Below are 19,482 nucleotides of genomic sequence, written 5' to 3' on the forward strand. Positions count from 1 at the left end.
CCTCATCAAGAAGGGGTTCGGCGATATAAAGCCACAATCAGTTCAGCCTCTGAACGCGAGATACCACAGGCCTGTGCTACTTCTGCTGCCGCAACACCACTGCGGGCTAATTCAATTGCACGCCGATAGGGCGTGCTATTTGGATCAGGCACGGAGGGATCCACCACTTTGGTGCGCGGAGGTGGACTGATCGGTTTTGGTGGCGGAGGGATGTGGGGTGGTGGTGTTTCTGGTATCGACTCTGTCGGTGACGGTACCGGTGCTGGTGCGGGAGGAGGGGGATTGATCACAGGGTCAGGTATCGGCGAAATATCGGCCACAGGACGTAACACCTCTTCACGCATAGGGCGTCTTTCTAGGCGTTCTATCCGCTGTGCAAGGGCTCGCATGTCTTTTTGTAATGCAGTCATTTGTTTTTGTAATGTATCAAGATGAAGACTATCCAACTGTGACCGCCGATGTCGGCGTAGGAGTAGCCACATTTCCAGAGCATATAAAGCCGCAAGGGCCATCAATACCCAAATTAGATCAGACCAGGAAACCGCATGTTCCATATTGGTAATCCATCAAATAAAAGAATACACACGACTGCAAAAGCTATTTTAAGAAAGTCTAGGTGGTTTTAGGTGACTCTACTACTGTCTTGAATGCCGCTGCCTCTCACTGTTAAGCTGATCGTGCGTTGCTTCCCAAAGTCAATGACGTCTTTTCTTGGTGGGCGTAAACGACAACAATCGTGGCATTTTCGCATAGAAAACCGGCTTGGGTTGTGCGCAACTTCAGCAAAACTGCTAACTTTGATGCTATGGCTACCAACTCTATCTCAAGTTCTATTTTGCACGAGGCATGGGCGGCTTCCATCCAACGCCTTTCCAAACGAGAACAATTGCGCCGCGCTGAACAAGAAGTGTACCGGCGTTTTAGTGTCTTTAAAGCATACCAACCATTACAACACGGCATACATCATGATTTACAACAGGCGTTGCCCGTTTTTCCTCCTGAGGTGATTCAACGCGTGTTGCAGTGGCATTGTGCTCGTGTTCGCTATTTAAAAGCATTGCGTGCAGGTGGGGCGCGATATAATTTGGCTGGGGAAGCGGTTGCGTTGGTGTCTGATGAAGAACAGGCTCAGGCGGCAATCCGATTGGCAAGTTTAGATGAAAAACAGGGTGTTTCTTCCGCTGGTTTGGAGACAACGACAGTGAAGCAGTTTGCGCATGGTTTAACATTTTTGCCGGTGGAGGACATACCAGTACCTGACACCCTGATTTTCTGTGATATCACTGATGCTGAACCAACGGAAATCCCCACCACCGTCCCCCCACCAGCGCCGCTAGCCACAGCTTTACCTGTTGCCACTGCCTCGCCTTGGTTGGCGCAAGTCGTGTCTCGTCCGGCTTCTGCTCGTCCTCAAAAACCAAAGACGTACGCTATTGGCCAACGCCGGCTGGTTGCTATCAAAACAGAAAAAACGCTCATCTTGCAGCGTGTCACTCAACAATTGCGGCACGTGTTGGTGGATCTCGGTGGGGCGTGTCCACCGGGTCTGCCGCCTCGCCCAGAGCCTTTACCCTTGGCTTTTCCCTCGCGTCATCGGGTGGCACGCCAGATGACGCGACCTTTGCGTTCTCAATCGCGTGCGCGCCATGCCCAATATGCGGCCCAAAACCAACCGACCAGCATTAAACTGCCACCAATCGGCGTCAAATAAACTAAAGGCTTCCAGCCGGAAAGACTGTGTAGATACAGACTGCCAGAAAATAGAGTCGTGCCGATTAACAGCAGTAACGCACTTAGGTAAAAACGCTCGAATGCTGGCCGTTGGCTGGCGATTAGCCACAGTAAACCCGCACCCAAGCCATGCCAGAATTGGTAATTGACTGCGGTATGCCAATTCTGTAAGGCAGTCGCACTCAATTGGTGTTTTAAGGCATGGGCGCCAAATGCGCCCAGTGCGACGCCCACGGCTAATAAGAATAGCGTATAGGTGAGCACATAACGTTTCACAGTCCAAGCTCCTGCCATATCGTATCGATTTTATTTTTGGTGGCTTGATCCATCGTGATTGGCGTACCCCATTCGCGATGTGTTTCCCCTGGTAATTTGTTAGTCGCATCCAGTCCCATTTTGCCACCTAAGCCAGAAATGGGGCTGGCAAAGTCAAGGTAATCAATCGGCGTATGCTCGATCAGCGTGGTATCTCGTACGGGGTCCATTCGTGTTGTAATGGCCCAAATGACTTCCTTCCAGTCACGGGTATTAACATCCTCATCAACAATGACAATAAACTTGGTATACATAAACTGGCGTAGGAAAGACCACACACCCATCATTACCCGTTTTGCATGACCGGGGTATTGTTTTTTGATACTGACCACGGCCATGCGATAACTGCATCCCTCTGGCGGCAAGTAGAAATCAACAATTTCTGGAAACTGCTTTTGTAAAATCGGTACAAAAACTTCATTGAGTGCGACACCGAGAATTGCAGGCTCATCTGGGGGTTTGCCGGTGTACGTACTGTGATAAATCGGCTGCTGGCGCATGGTGATGCGCTCGATGGTAAACACGGGAAAATGATCTTGTTCATTGTAGTAACCGGTGTGGTCACCATAAGGGCCTTCCAGTGCAAGATCATTTGGATAGATAAACCCTTCCAACACTATTTCGGCACTTGCTGGGACCTGTAAATCTGATCCAATGCACTTCACCAGTTCAGTGCGACTGCCGCGCAGTAAGCCAGCAAATTGGTATTCACTTAATGTGTCCGGTACGGGTGTCACTGCACCTAGAATGGTGGCGGGATCACAACCCAAGACCACTGCAACGGGGTACGGTTGATCGGGAAAGCGTTGTCTAAATTCTCGGTAATCGAGGGCGCCACCACGATGTGCCAGCCACCGCATAATGACACGATTACGACTGAGTACCTGTTGGCGATAAATTCCCAAATTTTGTCGTTTTTTATTTGGCCCTCGGGTGACAGTGAGTCCCCAAGTGATTAAAGGCGCAACATCACCTGGCCAACAATGTTGTATTGGTAGCCGACTGAGATCAACGTCCTCCCCTTCCCAAATAATGTCTTGGCATGGCGCCTTTTTTACCTCTTTTGGTGCCATGCTGAGCACTTGCTTCAGTAATGGCAGTTTGTCCCATGCATCCCGCAGCCCTTTGGGGGGCTCTGGCTCTTTGAGATAAGCCAAGGTTTTGCCGATTTCGCGCAACTGCGCTAGATCTTCGGCTCCCATACCGAGGGCAACCCGTTCTGGGGTACCAAATAAGTTGGCTAACACAGGAATGTCATAGCAGGTGTTGCCATGTTGTGGGGTTTGAAACAACAAAGCAGGGCCACCTTGTCGTAACACACGGTCTCCAATCTCTGTCATTTCTAAAATGGGTGAAACTGGGCGTGAAATTCGGTGGAGTAACCGTTTTTTTTCTAGTAAATCGATAAAATCTCGTAGATCGCGATAAACGAATGACATTTTCTTATGGCTTCTCATGCGAAAAATAGGGTTTGATGCAGTGAAAACTGTCGTCAATTTGCTGCATTGAGTTCGCTGCTGTTTGATTTAAGTCATATCCACACCGGATTAGCGTCTGTTTTTTACAACAACAGGGTTTTTTTCATACTCTAGCTTGGGTAGAGTGCGTGCAGTTAAAAAAGTTTACCCTGCTTGACTGTGCGGTAGTAACCGCTTGGTGGCAAGTTTTTGAAAATCGTTTGTATCTTCGGAGAAAAACATGAAAAAAATCGCTCTCGCCCTCGTGGCTGGCTCGTTGTTCGCTGGTGTTGCTGCTCCTGCTTTTGCTGAAGCGGGTGATGTGTTGGTTCGTTTGCGCGCTATTAGCATCAACCCAGAAGAGTCTCGTACCGCCACCATCAACGCTTTGGGCGTGAATGTGTCGAACCAAGTGGTACCAGAACTCGACCTGACCTACTTCGTGACCAAAAACTTGGCTGCTGAATTGATCTTGGGCACTGCCCGTCACGAACTGAAATCTGGTGGCACCAGCTTGGGCAAAATCAGTCACCTGCCTCCAACTGTGACTTTGCAATGGCACTTCAACCCAGAAGGTCAAATTCGTCCATACGTTGGTGCTGGTCTGAACTACACCTTCTTCTACGACAATGACCTGAAATTTGCTGGTAAAAAATTGGACGTGGAAAGCGGTAGCTTCGGTGGCGCTTTGCAAGCAGGTGTTGATATTGGTGTGACCAAAGACGTGTTCGTGAACGTGGACGTCAAGAAAATTTGGATTGATACCGATGTGAAATTAGATGGTGCCAAAATTGGTAACCTCGGCATCAACCCATGGGTCTTCGGTGTGGGCGTAGGGATGAAGTTCTAAGCTTTATTTATTCCCTCTCGTTGTATCTTGCGGCACTGTTTTTTGGCAGTGCCGTTTTTTTTCTGTCATTTGTCGGATGGTGTTATGCCATGGTGTTGTGTTTTTTGTACACCTTTTCTGAAGATGACTTGATGTGTGTGTTTTTTGCAACACTGGCTTAAACACAAAAATGTTTTTTTAAACATGATGTTATGTGTTTTTTGTTTGCTGCAGTGCTTTGATTGTCGTGTTATGACTTGGCCGGCGTTGGTGTTTTTGCAACGATGACCGCTATATTGCACTGCAAAGACTGGTGTTCGTGTTGCGCTGGTTTTTCTCAAGCTGGGCTGTGATGTTGCCAGCTTTGTCCAACAAAAATTAAGGATTCTTGCGATGAAAAAGTTGATTGCGATTGCAATTGCTACTTTGCCAGCTGCTGCAATGGCTGACGTGGTTCTGTACGGTAAATTGGCTGCTGAAGTTGGTTACAACAAAACCTTGGGTGATTCCTTTGTGAACGCACCTAACGGCGACTTGAAAGGTGGCATGACCGTTAACATGGTTGACACCTCTCGCATCGGTTTCAAAGGTTCTGAAGACCTGGGCAATGGCCTGAAAGCGATTTGGCAAGTTGAGCAAGGCCTGAGCTTTGATGACAACTCCACTGGCAACCGCTTCGCAACCCGTGACAGCTTCATCGGTGTTGAAGGTGGCTTCGGTAAAGTGCGCGTGGGTCGTTTGTCCACCTACCAAAACAGCGACATGGAACAAGTTGATCCATGGATGTACGGTTCTGCCAAAGGCAGCGTAAACGGTTTGGGCATCTTCACCCGTACCGACGGCCGTGTGAACAACGCTATCCGTTACGACAGCCCTAACTTCGGTGGCTTCACTGTGTCCGCCCTGTACGGCGCTGACGAAGTGCGCGCTTACAATGCTGGCGAACGCACTGACAAAAACACCGCTAACTTGGCTGTTGCTTACAGCAACAACGGTGTCTTTGCCGCATACAGCTACTTGCGCTACGGCGATGCCATCAAGAACAACGAAGCTGGTCACGGCCATCGCGTAGAAGCTGGTTACGATGCTAACAACCTGTACGTGGCCTTGGGTTACCAGCAAGTTAAGAGCGGTTCCGATGCAAGCTACGGTGCTTACACCGGCGCTTTGAATGGTGAAGTGAAAACTCGCGAAATGGCATTGACTGCTTCCTACACCATCGGTGCAATCACGCCTCGCGTGTCCTTTGCTAAAGGTTGGGATATGAAGTTGGATGGCAAAGAGTTGAATGACTCTGGCTACAACCAATTCGTGATCGGTGCTGACTACGCATTGTCCAAGCGCACTGCTGCTTACGTGTCCTACGGTCAAGTGAACTGGGACAGCAACATTGCTAAAGATACCGACAAAGAGCAATCTTTCGGTGTTGGCGTGCGTCACAACTTCTAATTTTTTCCTCGCAAGAGGGTTAAATTAAGAATGAAAAAAGGCAGCTTCGGCTGCCTTTTTTGTTGCGCTTGACAGCGACCTATCCTCCTCACGATACTGCTGCAGTCTTTATTCTTTACAAATATCTACCTTGGACGACATTCCTTTATCCACGCTTTCCTTAGCTTTGGTATTGTTATTATTATTCTCTGCCGGTTTCTCTATGTCAGAAACGGCAATGATGGCAGCCAATCGCTTTCGCTTAAAAAATAAAGCCACACAAGGCCATCGTGGTGCAAAATTGGCGCAAACCCTATTAGCGCAAACGGATAAGTTGCTAGGTGTCATTCTGTTAGGCAATAACTTCGTTAACTCCGCTGCTGCCTCTCTCTCAACAGTGATTACTTTTCGACTATTCGGTCAAAATGAAGCCGCACTCGGTATTGCAACGTTAGGCGTTACCTTTGCCATTCTGGTTTTTTCCGAGGCAACACCAAAAGTGATTGCTGCAACGCATCCCGACCGAATTGCTGTCGTTGCAAGTTATCCGCTAACTGGATTGTTAAAACTGTTTTATCCGGTCGTTTGGTTTGTAAACCTATTTGTTAAGGCAACCATTCGTATCTTGCGTGTGCAACCGCAACCTGAAACACCCATGTTGACCCCAGAAGAGCTGCGGGTATTGGTATTGGAGTCGGGACAGTTTGTTGAGAAGAAACACCAAAGTATGTTGCTCAACCTATTTGAGCTGGAGAATCAAACAGTCGATGATGTGATGGTGCCGCGTGGGCAAATTGAAATGATCAATCTTGCAGATGAGATGGATATCATCGACCACCAGTTGCGGACTTGCCACCATACGCGGTTATTAGTGTGTGAGGGTAATCAGGACAATATTGTCGGTATTTTGCATGCCAAAAAAGTTTTGCATCTTTCTAGTGAAGATCTCAGTGTTGATGCTTTACGTTCTGTTTTGCGTGTGCCTTACTTTATCCCTGCAGGCACACCACTCTTTACTCAATTGCAAAGCTTTCAAGAAAACCATCGCCGAATTGCGATTGTGGTGGATGAATATGGTGAGCTACTCGGTTTAGTCACCCTAGAAGATATCCTAGAACAACTCGTTGGCCGTTTTACCACTCAAGCCCCTGCTCGTGACAATCGATTATTAGCCAAAGAAGATGGCATGTTAGAGGTTGATGGCACAATACAGTTGCGAGAACTGAATCGTCTGTGTGGGACAAATTTCCCTCTCGATGGCCCCAAAACCTTGAATGGTTTAATCCTCGACTATTTTCAAGACATTCCCGAAGTGGGGACCTGTTTCAAACGCTATGGTTGTGTATTTGAAATTCTGCAAACACATGAGCGTGCCGTGAAACGTGTCAAGCTGATTCCCTGTGTTCGCTGATGTTAGCTTTGGCCTGTGTCCTTGGTTTGCTGTGCGGTAGCTTTTTAAATGTCGTGATTTATCGGCTACCGCTGATGCTGATGTCGCCCGAAGGCACGACTCGCTTCAATTTGGCGTGGCCACCCTCTCATTGCCCAAACTGTCAACACCGGCTGGTGGCCATAGACTTAATACCCATAGGGAGTTTTTTGGCGCAACGGGGACTGTGCCGCTATTGCCAGTCACCGATCTCACGCCGTTATCCTCTGGTTGAGTGTGCAACCATGCTTTGTTGGGGCGGCTCATATTGGTTCATTGCAACACCTGTGACTGCTTTCATGACAGCGCTGTTGCTTAGCCTCTTGTTTGCCCTCGCGATGATCGACATTCAGCATTTATTGTTGCCGGATGTTTTGACACTCTCCTTGTTATGGCTGGGGCTATTGTGGACTGTGCTGGGCCCAGATCAGCGTCTCTCGACACAAGAAGCCGTGCTTGCCGCTGCCCTTGCTTATCTTCTGCTATGGCTTGTTGCTCAGGGCTATTGGTTATGGCGAGGTGAGATGGGACTTGGTTTAGGCGATGCTAAGTTATTTGCGGCGATTGCGGCGTGGATTGGCTTAGAAAATTTGCCTTTGGTGTTATTATCCGCCTCGTCCTTGGCGATTGTGTATGGTGTGTTGTGGCGTCAACGACAGCAAACACCTTACATCCCATTTGCACCCGCACTGGCCTGTGCTGGGGCGGTCATCTATCTTTGGCAGCTTTTTTCTTATTCTCATCAGTAAAAGGAATCGCCCTTTGTTGTCCCCCGCTTCTTTACCTACGCTTCCCGTTCACCTTTGGGTCCTTGGTTTAACAGGGGGTATTGGCAGTGGTAAGAGTGCTGCGGCTGCGCATTTTGCGACATTCGGTGTCGCAGTGATTGATACGGATGTGATTGCACATCAGTTAACCTCTGCCGAGGGTATGGCAATGCCAGCCTTAGAAGCCGTATTTGGTCGTGAGTGTCGCTTAGCCGACGGGGCACTGAATCGGGCTTGGATGAGACAGCGTGTGTTTAATCAGCCAGAGGAAAAACAAAAACTCGAACAGGTTTTACATCCGTTAATTTTGACACAAAGCCTACAGCAGTTAAGCCAAGTGACGACACCGTATGCGGTGTTGGTGGTACCGTTGTTATTCGAGTTGGGGCATTACACCCCGCATTTATCGCGCACGCTGGTGGTTGATTGTGCCGAGCAGCAGCAAATTGAGCGGGTGCAACAGCGTAGTGGATTGACGGTTGAACAAGTGCAAGCCATTATGGCCAATCAATTGACCCGTGCACAGCGACTTGCTGCGGCGCAAGATGTGATTGACAATAGCAAAGATTTATCACACTTATTGCTGCAAGTTGAGCAGAAACATCACTATTATCTAGCGCTTGCCACGCAAGCTGCTTCCAGATTGTAGTCCGTCTCCTATTCTTTTCCTTTGGCCACGCAGTGATTTGCTTTGAATTTCCCCTCGCAGAAAAAATTCGTACCCTTTTGCGCCTAGAAGATATTTTCAAGCGCTTAGCGTTTTTTCAACAACAAGAACAAGGCCATGCGCATTATATTGCGCTATTGGTATTGTTTGAGTTGCTCGATTTAGCGGGTCGTTTAGATTTGAAATCTGAATTAGTGCAAGAGCTGGATAAGCAAAAGCATATTCTAGAAGGCTTGCGTGATAATCCCTTGATTGCAGAAGACAGTTTAGATGCCACTTTAGAGAGAATCGAGCAAACCTCCGCCCAGTTATTAGAAAATAGTGGCCGTTTGGGGCACCATTTACGCGAACATGAATGGCTCAATAGTGTGCGCCAACGCGCAAATATTGCCGGTGGCGTGAATGAATTTGATTTACCGTCGTTGCATTACTGGCAAAATTTAGCCAGCGCAGAACGTGGTGAATTATTGCAACAATGGGTGCAACCGCTTTTGCCGGTGAAAGAAGCTGTCGATATTCTGTTAAAGCTATTACGCCATCGCGGCAAAAAAATAGCCCATCTCGCCCCACGAGGTGCTTTTCAACAGATGTCTGGTGGGAACGTTTTTCACCTACTGCGGCTAGAGATGGCAGCAGACATAACAGCGATTCCAGAAATTTCGGCCAGTAAATATGCTGTCAATGTTCGTTTTATCACGCCAAATTTTGATGGAGGTGGGAAGCAAGTTATCGACCAAGCGATCCCCTTCACCATGACGTATTGCAAACTGTAAAGAGAAAATATGGCTGTGCGTACTGTATCGTGCCCGATTTGTCGGAAATCTGTCGTGTGGGAACCAGAAAGTCTATATCGTCCGTTTTGTTCTGAACGATGTAAATTAATTGATCTTGGTGCATGGGCAGAAGAAAAATATGCTGTTCCAGCGCAAGACGAAACACCAAGCCAAGAAGGTCAGCGAGAATAAAAAAATCGCCGTCATGTTGACGGCGATTTCTTTCTATCTGAAAAAACAAAAAAGCCCGCATTAAGCAGGCTTCTTTACTTTGGGGTGGCTGATGGGACTCGAACCCACGACAACCGGAATCACAATCCGGGACTCTACCAACTGAGCTACAGCCACCAGTGTAAACACTTTTGCGCCTTTGGCGCGCCCGACAGGAGTCGAACCTGTGACCCTCGGCTTAGAAGGCCGATGCTCTATCCAGCTGAGCTACGGGCGCTTTCTGTTGCCTGATGGTCAGGGACACCAGTCAGAAGAATTCTTGGTCGGGGCGGTGGGATTCGAACTCACGACCACCTGGTCCCAAACCAGGTGCGCTACCAGACTGCGCTACGCCCCGCCGATCAAGAGACCCGAATATTATAGATAAAATTTCGGGTTGTCAACACAAGTTGAGGCAAGATGTAAAAAAATGCGAAAATTCTGTTTTAGCCACCCTGAAGCGGATGCTTATATGACTGCCCAACTGATTGACGGAAAAACTATTTCTGCTGCTTTGCTTGATCGTGTTGCCGAAGGTGTGCAAACACGCTTAGATCAAGGTTTGCGCGCACCAGCCCTTGCGGTGATCCTCGTGGGCAATAATCCTGCCTCAGAAATTTATGTGCGTAACAAAAAACGTTCATGTGAAAAAGTCGGTATTCGCTCGCTGTCTTACGATTTGCCAGCCTCAACGACACAAGAAGCCTTGTTGCAGTTGGTTGCCACATTGAACCAAGACCCTGAGGTTGACGGCATCTTGGTTCAACTACCACTGCCTGAGCACATCAACCCAGAAACCATTATTGAAACCATCGATCCGAAAAAAGATGTAGATGGTTTTCATCCTTACAACGTCGGTCGCCTAGCGTTAAAAATGCCACTGTTACGTCCATGCACGCCACGTGGTGTGATGATTATGTTGGAACACGCCGGCATTGAGGTAAAAGGCAAACACGCGGTGGTGATTGGGGCATCAAACATTGTGGGCCGGCCAATGGCATTAGAGTTGTTGTTGGCTCGTGCTACGGTGACGGTTTGCCACTCTGCGACGGCTGATTTAGCCGCTGAAGTACGGCGAGCAGATATTATTGTGGCTGGCGTGGGACGGCCTTTCTTTGTGAAAGGTGATTGGATTAAACCCGGTGCGGTGGTGATTGATGTCGGGATCAACCGACTCGATGATGGCAAGGTGGTAGGGGACGTGGATTTTGCAGCGGCACAAACGGTGGCGTCGGCCATTACACCTGTCCCAGGTGGCGTGGGGTTGATGACAGTGGCGACATTGTTGCAAAACACCCTCGATGCAGCGAATTTACATGCAAAATAATTGAGGCTTATCCAGACATTGCCAGCGCGGCAGTGTCTGGTTTGCTGGTCTTTGTTTGATTTTTTTCACCGGATGCTTTATGTCGCACAAACATTCCGCCACTTTGTTGATCTGTTGTCCAGATCGCAAAGGCTTGGTGGCAACCATTGCTAATTTTTTACTCTCTTACAACGCCAATATTTTGCACGCGGATCAGCATCAAGATGCTGATGCCGGGTTATTTTTGATGCGGGTGGAGTGGGCCCTAGATGGGTTTACTTTGCCGATCGCCGATTTTGCGGCGGCATTCGAGCCGATTGCCCGCGAAAATCGGATGGAATGGAAAATGGCGCTGTCGGAAAACAAACCGAAAATCGCGATTTTCGTCTCCAAATACGAGCACTGCCTAATTGATTTACTGCATCGCTGGCGTATCGGTGAACTGCACTGTGAAATTCCCTTGATTATCTCTAACCACGAGGATTGTCGCCGTATCGCCGAATTTAATGGTATTCCTTACCATGTCGTCCCGGTTACACGGCAAAATAAGGTGGAACTTGAGCAACAACAGTTTGCCTTATTAGAACAACATGGTGTTGACCTGATTATTTTGGCGCGCTACATGCAGGTGTTATCAGAAGAATTTGTACAACGCTACCCCAATCGGGTGATCAATATTCATCACAGTTTTTTACCTGCCTTTGATGGTGCAAAACCCTATCATCGCGCACATGCTCGTGGAGTGAAATTGATTGGTGCCACCAGCCACTATGTGACAGAACAGCTGGATGAAGGGCCAATTATTGAACAGGAAGTCACTCGAATCTCTCATCGTGATGATGTCGATGACTTGATTCAGAAAGGACGTGATTTAGAGCGAATGGTGTTATCTCGCGCGGTGCGTTGGCATTTGGACAACCGCATTCTGTCTTACAACAACAAAACGGTGATTTTCGACTAATGTTTGCCCGACTTGTGCAAGATGCACTTGATTTAATGCGGTTTAGAGTCCGGCCAATTGGCCACTATCAATATCCACTTTCGGCAGTAATCCTGTGGTTATTGTGTTTGGGGTTGGCGTCTGCGCTGGTCGCTGACACGTTCACGGGTGGCATGGCCAATCGACTGGCTTTTTTTATGGCAGTCAATGTGGTTGAAAGCGGTCTGTTAGCGTGGTTTATGGCGTGGTGGTTGCGCCAATCTGGTTGGCAAGGCCAAGAATCTTTATTTGGGTTGGTGGTGTTGTCGCATACGCCACAATTGTTAGAGCCGCTGTTATTGGCCGTGCCGGCACCACTTGATAGCTTTTTGGCCTTTGGTTTGGCCGCGTGGGGCATCACCATTTTGGTTCAAGCATTACATCTGACCACCGCCATGACACGCGGACGAGTGATCGTTGGGATGATTCTGTTTATGCCGATAGCGGTGTTTGCACTCAGCTTAATGTTGGGCGCTGCTGCGCATCAGGGATGGATTAGCTTGCCACAGGAACTCACGACCCCTGAAACCGCGCCCACTACCCCTGCGCCAGCTGAACCTACCCCGCCGAATCACAGCGGGGTGATGGACAGTTAATCGTGGCTGTCTTCGTCATCACTAAAGCCACAAAAGACTTCACGCATCAGTTTCAAAACTTCTAATGTGCGTAAGTCACCTAAGCGATAATAAACCCGATTGGCGTCTTTGCGTGTTCGCAAGACGCCTTTTTCACGCATAACGGCAAGGTGTTGCGAGATATTACTTTGTGAGGTACCGACCTGTTCGACGATCTCTTGCACACTGACTTCGCGGTCTTGTAACACGGAAATAATTTTTAACCGCAGCGGATGTGACATTGCCTTCATGGCACGAGAGGTCTGCTCGATATGCGTATAGTTGGATGGCAAAGCCAGTCTCCGGTAAAAGGCTGTAAAAACCGTTACAATCGTAAGTTGTTTGGCTGTAAACATCAACAAGCCCTAATATTAACTACCGAATAGATTCTTGTACTATGTCGAATGTAACCCCTGTTTTGCTGTTGATTTTGGATGGTTTTGGTCATCGACTTGAGGGAGAGGACAATGCAATTCTGCATGCCCAAACCCCCAACTGGGATCGACTGCGCCGTGACTATCCCTATACAACTTTAGATGCATCTGAACACGCGGTTGGTTTGCCTTCCGGTCAGTTTGGTAACTCAGAAGTCGGCCATCTCAACATTGGCGCTGGACGGGTGGTTCAACAAGATATCAGTCGCGTTGACATGGATATTGAAACCGGTCAATTTGCCAATAACCCCGTGATTACCGAAGCGATTGCGACAGCAAAACGTCAAGGTGTTCTTCACATCATGGGTTTGCTGTCAGATGGGGGTGTCCACAGCCATGAAGCACATATCCATGCCTTAATCCAAGCCGCACACACTGCCGGTGTACCAGCGATTTATGTCCATGCCTTTTTAGATGGCCGTGATACCCCACCACGCAGCGCTCACACCTATCTTAATCGGTTAACCACCGTCTTGGCCGCGTGTCCTCAGGCACGCTTAGTCAGCATGGTCGGTCGTTATTGGGCGATGGATCGCGATAAGCGTTGGGAACGTGTCTTACCGGCTTATCAGCTCTTGGTAGAAGGTGAAGCTGCTTATCACGCCACAGATGCCACCTCGGCCCTTGATGCGGCTTATGCTCGCGATGAAAACGATGAGTTTGTGCACGCCACGGTGATTGGTGAACCGGTCAAAATGCAAGACGGCGATGTAGTGCTGTTTATGAATTTCCGCGCTGATCGTGCCCGTCAACTGACCACTGCGTTGACCGATCCGGCCTTTGATGCCTTTGCTGCGCGGCGGGTTGCTTTCTCTTACTTTGCCTCATTGACCAGCTATGGCGAGGCCTATCAACATCCGGTTGCCTATCCACCCCAAAAAATCCGGCAAACCTTAGGTGAGTATTTATCAGGTTTGGGCCTACGTCAGTTGCGGATTGCTGAAACGGAAAAATACCCCCACGTCACCTATTTCTTTAACGGTGGCGAAGAAGCGGTGTATGAAGGTGAAGACCGCATTTTGGTGCCATCGCCCAAAGTAGCGACATACGATTTACAACCTGAAATGAATGCACCAGAAGTTACCGCCCATATTGAACAGGCCATTGCTTCTGGACAGTACCACGCGATTATCTGTAACTACGCTAACGGCGATATGGTGGGTCACACCGGTGTGATGCCAGCGGCAATCAAAGCGGTTGAAACCCTCGATGAATGTGTGGCGCGCTGTGTCTCTGCGATGTTGGCAGCGGGTGGTGAAGTGTTAATTACTGCCGATCATGGTAACTGTGAACAAATGCACGACCATGCCCATAATCAAGCGCATACCCAACACACCTTAAATCGTGTGCCATGTTTATACATTGGTCAGCGCGCCGCGCATTTTGTCGGTGAAGGGGCATTGCGTGATATTGCACCAACACTTTTGGCTATGATGGGCTTGTCCCAACCGGCTGAAATGACTGGCCGCAGCTTATTACACTTTGATTGATTGCGAAGTTACTATGAAAAAGCTGCCTGTGGCGGTATGGCCTTGGTGTGTGATGGCCTGTTTAGGTAGCGGCATGGTCTCGATGACATGGGCAGCTCCCGGGGCGTTGCCCAGCTCTCCTGCTGCACCACAGGCAGACTTAAAAGATATTCGTCAACAGATTCAAACGCTGTCGAAAGAGATCAAAGAAACAGAGGAAGACCATAGCGAGGCCAGTGATGCTTTGCGGCAATCTGAAATTGCCATCAGTCAGGCCAAACGGGCGTTGGCTTCCTTGACCGAGCAAAAAGACCGTTCAGAGGGTGAACGCGGTCAGGTTCGACAGCAAATTCAAGACATTCAACAGGGGATGAAAGCCACTCAGGAACGGATTGCCCGTGTATTGCGTAATCAACACCGTGTGGGTGAAAGCGATGTCTTGAAACAATGGTTAGACCAAAAAAACCCCAATCAAAGCGCCCGTGAACAAGCCTACCAACACTACTTAGCACGGGCAGAACATCAAGTCATCAACCGTCTGCGCGAGCAATTAGCGGAATTACAACGTTTGTCAGCGCAATTGGCCTCTGAAAATCAACGTTTACAGAAGATTGCCGGCGAACAACAGCAACAGACACAAAAACTCGAAGCAGAAAAGCAACAGCGAGAGCAATTGGAAACGACCCAAAAACAATGGGAGCGTTTATGCTCACACAAGCAGCCGAAAAGCTAGAACAATATACAGAGGGTTTTGAGAAATTTAAAGCACAAGGATTAAGCGCAGGACAAGCTGTACAAGCTCAGTTTAAAGGAATGGATCTCTACTCGATTATGGGACTTTCAGATGTGAAAGGAGTGACAGAGGGTATGATTCAAGAGTTTGGTAACGTAAATGCGCTATCACGAGACACAACTCAAGAGCTCGGTAAGATGGCTGTTCACTTTGGTATTTCAGGACAAGAAGCAGCTAAACTAAACGCATCGTTGTCGCAGATGGCTGGTGAAACGTCAGAAACGGCAGCACACGCAATGGAGCACGTAGGTCATATGGCTGAGTTGCAAGGCATCGCTCCGGGTAAGATCATGAAGGACATGGCTGCCAACACTGGTACGATGGCTCTGTTTAGTAAGGGTGGTGCTGAAGGTTTTGGTAAAGCCGCAATTGAACTACATAAAATGGGAGTTGAGATTGGAACAGCTAGTAAAATGGCTGAAGGTTTGCTCGACTTTGAGGGTAGCATTAATAAGCAGATGGAAGCATCTGTGTTGTTGGGTAGAGAGATTAATTTAGATAAAGCTCGAGAGTTAGCCTTAAACGGCGATCTAGAAGGATCAACTAGAGAGGTATTGAAAAACATAGGAGGTTCTGCTGAGTTTGACAAAATGAATGTTGTTCAGAAAAAAGCACTTGCTGAAGCTGCGGGTATAACTGTAGAAGAGTTAGCTAAAACAATCGATGTTCAAGAAGAATCAAACAAATATTTTGGAGAAGGTGCAAGTATCGGAATGAACGCTTTGGGTTATCTAACCGAATACGGAAGCAAAGCAGCAGGGTTCTTCAAAGAAAACGGACTACTGATACTGAGCACACTACAGTTCCTTTCGATGGGGAACGGCTTACAAATGATAAGCAACGGCTTACTTATAGCCAAAAATGTTATACTTGGCATTGGACAAGGTATAATGATGTCAATGGTGTTTCTAGACAAACTACTACTAAAGGGGATTATTGGACGAGGAGCAGCTGCCACAGGAAACTTCGTTAAAGAGCAAGCTCAGGCTTTGTGGAGAAGAATGACAGAAAATACAATGTTTGGGCAGTGGATGGCTAATATGGCTGCCAGAAGAGCCGCTCGAATAACAGAAGCTGCTCAGGAAAAATCACTTGCAGCACAGAGCAAGGCCGCAGCTGCCGGAGGCGGAGCTGGAGGTGTTAGTAAGGGATTAAAGGGATTAGCAAGTGGATTGAAAGCAATGGGAACAGGAAAAGTGTTATTTGGCGCTCTTAACTTAGTAGTAGCAGCTCCAGCATTGCTACTCATGGTAGCAGCAATACCATTCCTAGGATTTATTGCTTTGGCGGGAATTGCTGTCGGTATGGGTCTTAAAGGATTAGCAGGAGGCTTAGGGGCATTAGCTAAACCGCAAGTTGCACTTGGTGCTGTGCTACTCAGTATGCTTGCATTATCGCTAGGAGCCAGAATCATGATGATGGGTATTGGTATCGGAATAGCAGCTGCAGGACTTTCGTTGATGTTTGAGCAACTAGCAAACATGCCAATTGAAAATATGCTATTTATGCCAATAGCTTTACAGTTAATGGGTATAGGTTTACTTACCCTAGGAGTTGCTGCTCTAATCGCTGGACCTGGATTATTAATGGTAGCAGTTGGATTAGGCTTAATGGTTCCTGGACTACTTGCCATATCCCTAATTGCATCTACTGGAGCGTTTGACACTATCAGTAGCGGACTAATCCAAATGTCAATGGCAGGACCCGGCTTAGGAATGGTTGCTCTGTCTCTAGGTGGTATAGCGTATGGTTTAGCAGGAGTTGCGGCAGCAGGACTAATGGCATTACCGATCTTTGCAGCATTAACTGCTCTAGCAGTAGTTGGACCAGCCTTAGGAGCTTTAGGTGGTATATTCGGTGGTGGTGGAGAAAAAGAAGATAAGATGGATAAGTTGATAGGAGAAGTACGAGAGCTTAAAGCAATCATGGCTCAAGGTGGCGTAATTAATATGGATGGCAAAAGAGTTGGCGATGTATTAAGACTAGGCATGACATCATCAGGAGTAAAATAGTATGGAAACAAACAAGCCATTTAAGACAATCAGCTTAGAGGAACGCCTTGCACAGAGCGTAATGGGAAAATTTGAACCAAAGCAACCCACGATCACCAATAAACCCTCTGTCAATCTAAAAGACAAACAAACATACAGTGAAAAGTCAGCAGCTCAGTTAAAGCTGCGCACACAGGGATTAGAAAAGAGTAGTCCAATTCTAAAACAGATGGTACGTACACTGCGAGAGCCGGTGTATCCAACTATCAGTGCTTTTCAAAAGACAGACATTACAGACAGAAAAGTACCGCAACCATACACCACTTTTCCAGCTACTATTCGTTTAGAAAACCGATTACAGCAACCACTAGACTCCAGAACAACTCATTTACCTAAGTATTTTTTAAGTGACACTTATAGTGGAATTGTAAGAGCTACACCATTCACAACGTCACCTCTAGCGAGTCAGATTGACATAGATCCGTATGGTTTTGGAAACAAAAAAGTCAGCACTTTTTATCAAAAACCGGATCCTAAAAAGGGAAGTCTTATATTGCAAACACTGGTTGGACCAACAACTCCAACCGACACACAGAGTGAGGGCATCACTATACGACCTGCAGTTAACGAATCAGTAAACGCCTTTATGCAAGGAATTGCTGTCACAGATACTGGACTTGCATCAACAACTGATATAAAAAAACCAGCAAACGAACTTATAATCTTAACAAGGCAGGGAGCAAGTCTAACCAACAACATACTACTATCACGAACACCAATAAAATCTGCAATAGTATCCAGCGACCTTGAGCAAGGTACTGTGAATGTTAAGACAGCAGTTGAGGTTAAAGATAATGCTATATTGCAGGGATTGCTGTTAAAGGATGGTGAAATAGCATCCAGCATAGTAACACCAACACAGCCACTACCAATTTCACAAGCACGAAATGGTGTTGCAAGGTTTCCACTAGAATCGCCTGCTACGTTTGAGCAATTACCCTTAATAGTAAAGCAGAGTACGTCACCAGCTATTAATGATAGCGGCCAACCTAATACACCAACAAATGCGTATTTGAGCATTGGTCCAATTTTGCAAAACCTAAACGATAACACACAGGCACTGCAATCAAATGTTACAGGGTATGACTCAGTTGGCGACCCTTTCAATTTTACACCAACCTATCACTCACCAATACTGAGGGTGATTGAATACGACACTGATCAACTACTAGCGCGATTTACTCCTATATTGAAACACGGATCTGCAACAGTTAGGCCATTTAATGTAGATATAAATCAAGGCGAGGAAGGACTTACAGCAGCACAAGTTGCTGTACAAGATTTACGTGCAACACCACAAAAGGAACCAAACAAGGAGCTACTCAACACAGGGAATAGTATTGACTTTGCTTCAGCACTTACACAAGCCAATCAACAGCCTCCGGTATCAAACTTTAGTGACGTTGATGTAGACTCATTCACAAACGTAAGCAATGTTCAGCAGTCAACATGGAGAAGCATTATTAAGGCGTTGGTAAACGGATCAACTATTGATGTAGATCGTTTAGTTAATTTTCCAGGTCCAGGACAGGGAAGCCTAGCACAATACAAGTCCTTAACTTATGGACAAATAAGGAGCGCAGCAACAAGAGCAGCTGCAAATAGCGGAATTAGTGCTCAAGCCGCAGCAGGACCAAATCCTCAAATTGGTGTAGGAAACAAGGATTACAAAGTACAAAATGTTCAGGATTACAATGGAAAGGACTACATATCAATTCGAATTAAAAGTACAACACTAGAAACTGCTGTAGTATTTAAAGCTTACCTAACATCGTTTAGCGATAGTTTTAGTACGAGTTGGAATGATGTGCAGTATGTTGGTAGACAAGAGACTGTAAAACAATTTAAAGGAGTAACACGAGGAATCTCGTTTGGCCTATCAGTACCATCATTTAGCGAGGTAGATTTGCCTATTAACATGAAAAAGATTCAAGATGCCATCAATATAACATCAGTAGCCAGCTATCAGTCATTAGCGGGTATAAGTTATCTATATGGCCCACTGTGTCAGCTAACAATAGGAGGTTTTTTTAAAAATGTTTTGCTTCAGTCATGGATGTATACAATTATATTCATAGGTCAAAGCGCATACACTTTTTTGTTGTATAGCTTATAACGCGAACGCACCGTCGAATATTAAAGCACTTGTTGAGCACAACATACATCCCAGTATTAAGTTCGCGTATACATTTAAATCTATATAGCAAAGCGCCTGTCTCTTATACACATC

The 19,482-nt window shown here is 47.2% G+C and carries 19 protein-coding genes, 3 tRNA genes and 1 pseudogene; 16 read left to right on the forward strand and 7 right to left on the reverse strand.

The annotated features are described in order from the left end of the window. Window positions 1-5 precede the first annotated feature (5 nt). Window positions 6-554 carry a DUF2802 domain-containing protein gene (locus tag ACTBZS_RS05990; protein ID WP_463043560.1) on the reverse strand — a complete coding sequence of 183 codons (549 nt, stop codon included), beginning with the start codon at window positions 552-554 and terminating at the stop codon, window positions 6-8. A 251-nt stretch (window positions 555-805) separates the two neighbouring features. On the opposite strand from ACTBZS_RS05990, the gene ACTBZS_RS05995 reads away from it, so the two are divergent. Next, on the forward strand, window positions 806-1,711 hold the full coding sequence (locus ACTBZS_RS05995; RefSeq protein ID WP_463043561.1) for a ProQ/FINO family protein: 906 nt from the start codon (window positions 806-808) through the stop codon (window positions 1,709-1,711). Here the strand turns inward: ACTBZS_RS05995 and ACTBZS_RS06000 are convergent. Beyond that, window positions 1,630-2,007: a DUF423 domain-containing protein gene (locus tag ACTBZS_RS06000; protein WP_463043562.1), complete on the reverse strand. Its 378-nt coding sequence runs from the start codon at window positions 2,005-2,007 to the stop codon at window positions 1,630-1,632. The two genes, ACTBZS_RS05995 and ACTBZS_RS06000, sit on opposite strands and share 82 nt — an antisense overlap. Further along, on the reverse strand, window positions 2,004-3,485 hold the full coding sequence (gene ubiD / locus ACTBZS_RS06005; protein WP_463043563.1) for a 4-hydroxy-3-polyprenylbenzoate decarboxylase: 1,482 nt from the start codon (window positions 3,483-3,485) through the stop codon (window positions 2,004-2,006). Before ubiD ends, ACTBZS_RS06000 begins: the two co-directional genes overlap by 4 nt. A gap of 259 nt (window positions 3,486-3,744) precedes the next feature. Here ubiD and ACTBZS_RS06010 point away from each other — a divergent pair, with 259 nt between their 5' ends. The 8 genes and pseudogenes from ACTBZS_RS06010 (at window position 3,745) to yacG (ending at window position 9,588) form a co-directional block, all read left to right on the forward strand. Continuing rightward, a complete protein-coding gene (locus ACTBZS_RS06010) occupies window positions 3,745-4,353 on the forward strand; it encodes an OmpW/AlkL family protein (RefSeq protein WP_022653426.1) in 609 nt (202 codons plus the stop codon). Window positions 4,354-4,725: 372 nt separating this feature from the next. After that, window positions 4,726-5,781 carry a porin gene (locus ACTBZS_RS06015; protein WP_463043564.1) on the forward strand — a complete coding sequence of 352 codons (1,056 nt, stop codon included), beginning with the start codon at window positions 4,726-4,728 and terminating at the stop codon, window positions 5,779-5,781. Between the two features lie 130 nt (window positions 5,782-5,911). Continuing rightward, window positions 5,912-7,171 carry an HlyC/CorC family transporter gene (locus tag ACTBZS_RS06020; protein ID WP_463043565.1) on the forward strand — a complete coding sequence of 420 codons (1,260 nt, stop codon included), beginning with the start codon at window positions 5,912-5,914 and terminating at the stop codon, window positions 7,169-7,171. 74 nt (window positions 7,172-7,245) lie between these two features. After that, a pseudogene (locus ACTBZS_RS06025) lies at window positions 7,246-7,401 on the forward strand (prepilin peptidase); the annotation flags it as partial. 87 nt (window positions 7,402-7,488) lie between these two features. Continuing rightward, window positions 7,489-7,938: a prepilin peptidase gene (locus ACTBZS_RS06030; protein ID WP_463043574.1), complete on the forward strand. Its 450-nt coding sequence runs from the start codon at window positions 7,489-7,491 to the stop codon at window positions 7,936-7,938. A gap of 13 nt (window positions 7,939-7,951) precedes the next feature. Then, a complete protein-coding gene (coaE, locus tag ACTBZS_RS06035; protein WP_463043566.1) occupies window positions 7,952-8,605 on the forward strand; it encodes a dephospho-CoA kinase in 654 nt (217 codons plus the stop codon). A gap of 32 nt (window positions 8,606-8,637) precedes the next feature. Beyond that, window positions 8,638-9,396: a cell division protein ZapD gene (gene zapD / locus ACTBZS_RS06040; RefSeq protein WP_460430851.1), complete on the forward strand. Its 759-nt coding sequence runs from the start codon at window positions 8,638-8,640 to the stop codon at window positions 9,394-9,396. A gap of 9 nt (window positions 9,397-9,405) precedes the next feature. After that, a complete protein-coding gene (gene yacG / locus ACTBZS_RS06045) occupies window positions 9,406-9,588 on the forward strand; it encodes a DNA gyrase inhibitor YacG (protein ID WP_027405190.1) in 183 nt (60 codons plus the stop codon). A gap of 80 nt (window positions 9,589-9,668) precedes the next feature. Here the strand turns inward: yacG and ACTBZS_RS06050 are convergent. The 3 genes from ACTBZS_RS06050 to ACTBZS_RS06060 all read right to left on the reverse strand — a co-directional run bounded on the left by ACTBZS_RS06050 (window position 9,669) and on the right by ACTBZS_RS06060 (window position 9,964). Beyond that, window positions 9,669-9,744: transfer RNA gene (locus ACTBZS_RS06050), tRNA-His, on the reverse strand. 23 nt (window positions 9,745-9,767) lie between these two features. Beyond that, a tRNA-Arg gene (locus ACTBZS_RS06055) sits at window positions 9,768-9,844 on the reverse strand. 43 nt (window positions 9,845-9,887) lie between these two features. Beyond that, window positions 9,888-9,964, reverse strand: a tRNA-Pro gene (locus ACTBZS_RS06060). A 114-nt stretch (window positions 9,965-10,078) separates the two neighbouring features. Between ACTBZS_RS06060 and folD the strand changes: the two genes are divergently transcribed. From folD to ACTBZS_RS06075, 3 genes are all read left to right on the forward strand, one after another. Then, entirely contained in the window at window positions 10,079-10,933 is an 855-nt protein-coding gene (gene folD / locus ACTBZS_RS06065) for a bifunctional methylenetetrahydrofolate dehydrogenase/methenyltetrahydrofolate cyclohydrolase FolD (protein WP_460430896.1), read from the forward strand. A gap of 79 nt (window positions 10,934-11,012) precedes the next feature. After that, window positions 11,013-11,873: a formyltetrahydrofolate deformylase gene (gene purU / locus ACTBZS_RS06070; RefSeq protein WP_460430850.1), complete on the forward strand. Its 861-nt coding sequence runs from the start codon at window positions 11,013-11,015 to the stop codon at window positions 11,871-11,873. Further along, on the forward strand, window positions 11,873-12,487 hold the full coding sequence (locus ACTBZS_RS06075; protein ID WP_463043567.1) for a hypothetical protein: 615 nt from the start codon (window positions 11,873-11,875) through the stop codon (window positions 12,485-12,487). The genes purU and ACTBZS_RS06075 overlap by 1 nt, the downstream gene beginning before the upstream one ends. Here the strand turns inward: ACTBZS_RS06075 and ACTBZS_RS06080 are convergent. Then, a complete protein-coding gene (locus ACTBZS_RS06080) occupies window positions 12,484-12,798 on the reverse strand; it encodes an ArsR/SmtB family transcription factor (RefSeq protein WP_460430848.1) in 315 nt (104 codons plus the stop codon). The genes ACTBZS_RS06075 and ACTBZS_RS06080 overlap by 4 nt on opposite strands. A 104-nt stretch (window positions 12,799-12,902) precedes the next feature. On the opposite strand from ACTBZS_RS06080, the gene gpmI reads away from it, so the two are divergent. From gpmI to ACTBZS_RS06100, 4 genes are read left to right on the forward strand one after another with little or no spacing between them, the layout of a single operon-like run. Further along, on the forward strand, window positions 12,903-14,429 hold the full coding sequence (gene gpmI, locus ACTBZS_RS06085; RefSeq protein ID WP_463043568.1) for a 2,3-bisphosphoglycerate-independent phosphoglycerate mutase: 1,527 nt from the start codon (window positions 12,903-12,905) through the stop codon (window positions 14,427-14,429). 13 nt (window positions 14,430-14,442) lie between these two features. Continuing rightward, entirely contained in the window at window positions 14,443-15,141 is a 699-nt protein-coding gene (locus tag ACTBZS_RS06090) for a murein hydrolase activator EnvC family protein (RefSeq protein ID WP_463043569.1), read from the forward strand. Then, window positions 15,114-17,213: a hypothetical protein gene (locus ACTBZS_RS06095; RefSeq protein WP_463043570.1), complete on the forward strand. Its 2,100-nt coding sequence runs from the start codon at window positions 15,114-15,116 to the stop codon at window positions 17,211-17,213. The genes ACTBZS_RS06090 and ACTBZS_RS06095 overlap by 28 nt, the downstream gene beginning before the upstream one ends. Window position 17,214: 1 nt before the next feature. Then, complete coding sequence (locus tag ACTBZS_RS06100) at window positions 17,215-19,368, forward strand: hypothetical protein (RefSeq protein ID WP_463043571.1); 2,154 nt, start codon at window positions 17,215-17,217, stop codon at window positions 19,366-19,368. The last annotated feature ends 114 nt before the right edge of the window (window positions 19,369-19,482 follow it).

It is taken from the genome of Aquaspirillum sp. (assembly GCF_055136605.1).